This window comes from Streptomyces hygroscopicus subsp. hygroscopicus, from assembly GCF_001553455.1.
Lineage (GTDB): Bacteria > Actinomycetota > Actinomycetes > Streptomycetales > Streptomycetaceae > Streptomyces > Streptomyces hygroscopicus.
On the sequence record NZ_BBOX01000450.1, the window covers coordinates 1 to 5,279 of the forward strand.

The following is a 5,279-nucleotide window of genomic DNA, read 5'->3' on the forward strand; positions in this document are numbered from 1 at the left end:
GATGGAGTGAGCCGGGGCCGTACCGGACCCGCCGGGGCGCGGGCCGGGGCAGGATGCGGATGCCATGGACGCCGTTAGGGTCGCGCTGCTGCGCGAGGTCCTCGCCGGAACCGAATGGCTTCGGGCCACCCGCCGTTTCGCGGGCTCGCTACGGGCCTCGGTCGGACGGCGCGAGGGCGGGCTGCTGCTGGTCGGCAGCGAGGAGTACGAACCATGGCATCTGGCCGCGCATCTGGACGACGAGGCGGCCTGGTCCGGACTGCCCGAGCTGTCCCCCACGCTCGTCCGCCACCGGGTGCCGGAGGGCGGCGCCGTCCCCGCGCACCTGGCGGTCGGGCTGGGGCGGCTGGAGAGCGCGGGGCGTGGTGAGACCCTGCTGGTGGTCGCGCCGGGCGCCCCCGGGGCCGGGCTGCTGGAGCGGGTCAACGACGCCCGCCGGGGCGGGGCGACCGTGCTCGCCCTCGACGCCGGCGACACCGAGTTGCGGGCCCTGGCCCATGACGGCCTGTCCGCCCCCGGGGGCGGGGACCCTGACCTCGACACCGTCCAGCACCTGGTCAGCGCGGCCGCCGGGGAGAACAGCCTGCCGCGCCCCGGCCGCCGCCGCTTCCAGGACCGGCTGGCCCGGCTGGCCGAGCACCTGACGGCGCCTCCACCGGACCACTGGTGAGGGAGTTCCCGCCCACCGAGCACGGCTGGCGCCCCGGCGGCCACCAGTGGCGGCGCGCCCGCCAAACCATCAGTGACGGGGCGCGCCTGCCCGACCACCACTGACGGCGCGCGCCCGCCCGACCACCACTGACGACGCGCACCCGCCGGACCACCACTGACGACGCACGCCCGCCCGACCACCACTGACGACGCGTCGCCGGTCCTCCGGTCGCGGCACCCCCGCGGGCCGTAATTCGGTTGCTGGGCACGGAGTACGGCCCGGAGCATGTCCCTTCGTGACCCTGACCGACCAGGACGACCCGGCAGCGCGTCCCGCGCCGCGGTCCCGCAGGCTGCTGCCCGATCTCGCCCCCTGGCGCTCCTCCCGCGACTTCCGGCTGCTGTGGACCGCGGGGCTGGTGACCGCCTTCGGCAGCTTCCTGACGATCGTGGCGCTGCCGCTGCAGATCAAGGAGTTGACGGGCTCCGCCGCGGCGGTCGGCGCGATCGGGGCGGTCGAACTGGTGCCCCTGATCGTCTTCGGACTGTACGGGGGCGCGCTCGCCGACGCCGTCGACCGCCGGCGGCTCATCCTGCTCACCGAGGCCGGGCTCGGTCTGCTCTCCGCGCTGCTGCTGGTCAACAGCCTGCTGCCGGACCCCATGCTGTGGCCGCTGTATGTCGTGGCCGCCCTGACCAGTGCGCTGACCGGGTTGCAGCGCCCCGCCATCGACTCGGTGGTGGCCCGTATCGTCCCGCACGACCAGCTGACCGCGGCCGCCGCGCTCAACTCGCTGCGCTGGCAGCTGTCCGCCATCATGGGGCCCTCGCTCGCCGGGGTGGTCGTCGCGTACGCCGGTCTGCCGCTCGCGTACGGCCTCGATCTGCTGACCTTCCTCGCCTCCGGGCTCCTGGCCCTCGGGCTGACCCCCGCCCCGCCCGCGCACGACGCGGAACCGCCGTCACTGCGCGCGATCGGCGAAGGAGCGCGCTACGCGTGGCGGCGCAAGGAACTGCTGGGCACCTACGCGGTGGACATGGCCGCCATGTTCTTCGCCTTCCCGAACGCGATCTTCCCCTTCCTCGCCGACGATCTGGACGCCCCCTGGGCGCTCGGCCTGATGTACGCGGCCGGGTCGGCCGGATCGGTGGTGGTGAGCCTGACCAGCGGCTGGACCGCCCGGATCCACCGCCACGGCCGGATGGTGGTCGCGGGCGCGGCGGTCTGGGGCCTGGCCATGGCGGCGGCCGGCCGGCTGTCCAACGTCTGGCTGGTGCTGCTGTGCCTGGCGGTGGCGGGCGGCGGGGACATGATCAGCGGGCTGTTCCGCTCGACGCTGTGGAACCAGACGATCCCCGAGAAGCTGCGGGGCCGGCTGGCCGGTATCGAGCTGCTCTCCTATGCGACCGGGCCCCAGCTGGGCCAGGTCCGGGCCGGGTCCATGGCCGGATGGGTGGGCGTACGCGCTTCGGTGTGGTCCGGCGGGCTGGCCTGCGTGGCCTCGGTCGGCCTCCTGGCGCTGGCGCTGCCCCGGCTGATGTCCTACGACGCCCGCACGGACGAACACGCCCGCCGGGCCCGCGAGTCCCGCCCCGCCCCGGCCTGAGACCCCGCCGGGAAGGCCCCCGCGCACCATCCGGCTCCGGGCCCGGGGCCTCCCGGGCGACCGCGGCTCGGGGAATCTCACGGCGCGGGGAATCTCACGGGCGGGAGCGGCCCGGAGAGGCTCCGAGGGAAGGGCGGTCCAGGATGCCTCACGGCCCGGATCTCCCGCATGACAAAGGCCCGGGAATCCCACCGCCCTGCGGCCTCCCGGGCGACGGCGGTTCGCTCACCGCCCGGGCCGCAGTGGGGGCGGTCAACGGTCCCGCGGACGGGGCTCCGCCTCGGCTCAGCCCGCCGCCGGGGGTTCGTCGTCCCGCCAGCGGGGGTCGTTCCGCCACTCCTCGTCGCGCTCGCGCACCGTCTCCACCGCGCGGGCGGCCTCCGCCGGGGAGGCGTAGGGTCCGAGGCGGTCGGCGGCCCGGCACTCCGGGCCTTCCTCGACCTTCTGGTGCTTGATGCAGTAGTACCACTCGCCGGGCTTGCCGGCGGCCCCTCTCCTGAACAGCGCCATCGCGGCCTCGCCCTTCCCGCTCGTACTCCCTTTTGCGGCCATGCTGCCCCATGCGCCGCCGATACACTCGCTGATATGTCTGGCCAGTCGCTTCTAGTCCCGGGGAAGCTCTCCCCCACCCGCCCCGTCCCCGCCTCGATCGCGCGTCCGGAGTACGTCGGGAAGGACGGCCCGACCCCCTATTCCGGGCCCGAGGTCCAGGACGCCGAGACGATCGAGCGCATGCGGATCGCGGGGCGGATCGCCGCGCGGGCGATGGAGGAGGCCGCCAAGCTGATCGCGCCGGGGGTCACCACGGACGAGCTGGACCGGGTCGCCCACGAGTACATGTGCGACCACGGCGCCTACCCCTCGACGCTGGGCTACCGGGGCTTCCCCAAGTCGCTGTGCACCTCGGTCAACGAGGTCATCTGCCACGGCATCCCGGACACCACCGTCCTCAAGGACGGCGACATCGTGAACCTCGACGTCACCGCCTACATCGGCGGAGTGCACGGGGACAACAACGCCACCTATCTGTGCGGCGAGGTGGACGAGGAGTCGCGGCTGCTCGTGGAGCGCACCCGTGAGTCCCTCAACCGGGCGATCAAGGCCGTCAAACCGGGCCGCCGGATCAACATCATCGGCCGGGTCATCGAGTCGTACGCCAAGCGCTTCGGCTACGGCGTGGTCCGTGACTTCACGGGCCACGGCATCAACACGTCCTTCCACTCCGGCCTGATCGTGCCGCACTACGACAGCCCGCACCACACCACCGAGATCAAGCCGGGGATGACCTTCACCATCGAGCCGATGCTGACGCTCGGCACCTATGAGTACGACCTGTGGGAGGACGGCTGGACCGTGGTCACCAAGGACCGCAAGCGGACGGCGCAGTTCGAGCACACGCTGGTGGTGACGGAGACCGGGGCGGAGATCCTGACCCTGCCGTAGCCCGGCAGGTCCTGACCCTGCCGTAACCCGGAGCTCCTGACCCTGCCGTAACCCGGCAGCCCGCTTGCTCAAGTGTCTTTCGCCGAGGGTGGGTGGAGGGCTGGTTCGTGGGGAGCTGGTTCGTGGGGGGCTGGTTCACAGGCGGCGGTACGGACGCCGGTTCGCGGCGCACCGCCGCAGCGAAGCGCACCGCCGCGGCAAAGCGCACCGCCGCGGCGAAGCGCCCCGCCCCCGAGACACCCAGCTTCGTCCCCCTATGCCAGCCCCGTCCCCAAGAGGGTCAGAGGAGGCGTTCATCACACACCCCTCGGCCGCCAAGCGCACAAGACCAGCCAACTTGGCGAATCCTTTGCCCTTCGCAGGGCAATTCTTGACATGAGACGGAATCCGTACAGGTAAGGCTCAGTTAAGTTAGGTCTGCCTTATTTCGGCTGTCTGACGTCCGTCCGGTCCTGATTCTGTCTGGAGCCCGTATGCGAGCCGCTCGCACCCCCGTCGCCGCCGCGATCTCGGCGCTGGCGACGATCACCGCCGTCGCCGGCTGCGCCCAGAAGTCCGACGCCAAGGACGCGGACGCCGTCCAGGTCACCGCCTCCGACAGCGCGTGCGAGGTCTCCAGGACCTCCTTCCCCGCCGGGCATGTGAAGCTCGCGGTGGAGAACAAGGGCTCCAAGGTCACCGAGGTCTACGTCTACGCCCCGGGCGACCGGATCGTCACCGAGCGGGAGAACATCGGCCCCGGCACCCGCGCCTCGATCAACGCCGAGATCAAGGCCGGTTCGTACGAGATCGCCTGCAAGCCCGGGATGAAGGGCCACGGCATCCGGCAGAAGGTCTCCGCCACCGGCAAGGGCAAGCTGCCCCCGCGCGATCCGAAGCTGGACAAGGCGGTGGCCGAGTACCGGACGTACGTCCAGCGGCAGGCCGACGAGACGCTGCCCAAGGTCCGGGCGTTCGCCGACGCCGTCAAGAAGGACGACATCGAGGCCGCCAGGAAGGCGTACGCCCCCTCCCGCGTCGGCTGGGAGCGCACCGAGCCGGTCGCCGAGTCCTTCGGCGACATCGACCCCAAGGTCGATGTGCGCGAGGACGGGCTGGAGAAGGGCCAGAAGTGGACCGGCTGGCACCGGCTGGAGAAGTCGCTGTGGCAGACGAAGAAGATCACCGCGGCCGACCACGACCTCGCCGACCGGCTCGTCGCGGACCTGAAGGACTGGCAGAAGCGCGTCGGCACCGCCGACATCACCCCCACCGGCATGGCCAACGGCGCCAAGGAGCTGCTGGACGAGGTGCAGACCGGCAAGGTCACCGGTGAGGAAGAGCGCTACAGCCACACCGACCTGGTGGACTTCAAGGGCAACGTCGAGGGCGCCGAGACCTCGTACAAGCTGCTCAAGCCGGTGGTGTCCAAGAACGACCCCGGGCTGGTCAAGCAGCTCGACAAGGAGTTCGCGGCCGTCGCCAAGCTGCTGGACCGGTACCGCGAGGGCGACGGCTTCGTGTCGTACGACACCGTCTCCCAATCCCGGCGCAAGGAGCTGTCCGACGCGGTCAACGCGCTGGCCGAGCCGCTCTCCC

At 72.0% G+C, this 5,279-nt stretch carries 5 protein-coding genes; 4 read left to right on the forward strand and 1 reads right to left on the reverse strand.

Annotation, left to right across the window (positions count from 1 at the left end; all coding sequences use genetic code 11):
• Positions 1–64: 64 nt before the first annotated feature.
• Both AXW62_RS35625 and AXW62_RS35630 read left to right on the forward strand, forming a co-directional pair.
• Complete coding sequence (locus AXW62_RS35625) at positions 65–670, forward strand: hypothetical protein (protein WP_030825588.1); 606 nt, start codon at positions 65–67, stop codon at positions 668–670.
• A 277-nt stretch (positions 671–947) separates the two neighbouring features.
• Positions 948–2,258 (forward strand): MFS transporter, encoded by a 1,311-nt coding sequence (locus AXW62_RS35630; protein ID WP_236257317.1) that lies wholly within the window; start codon positions 948–950, stop codon positions 2,256–2,258.
• A 285-nt stretch (positions 2,259–2,543) separates the two neighbouring features.
• Here the strand turns inward: AXW62_RS35630 and AXW62_RS35635 are convergent, their stop codons facing one another.
• Complete coding sequence (locus AXW62_RS35635) at positions 2,544–2,768, reverse strand: hypothetical protein (protein WP_060948067.1); 225 nt, start codon at positions 2,766–2,768, stop codon at positions 2,544–2,546.
• Positions 2,769–2,843: 75 nt separating this feature from the next.
• On the opposite strand from AXW62_RS35635, the gene map reads away from it, so the two are divergent.
• Together map and efeO are read left to right on the forward strand one after the other, a co-directional pair.
• Complete coding sequence (gene map, locus AXW62_RS35640; RefSeq protein ID WP_030825594.1) at positions 2,844–3,701, forward strand: type I methionyl aminopeptidase; 858 nt, start codon at positions 2,844–2,846, stop codon at positions 3,699–3,701.
• A 473-nt stretch (positions 3,702–4,174) separates the two neighbouring features.
• Positions 4,175–5,279, forward strand: a 1,105-nt coding sequence (gene efeO / locus AXW62_RS35645) for an iron uptake system protein EfeO (RefSeq protein WP_060948068.1), incomplete at its 3' end; no start/stop codon positions are given.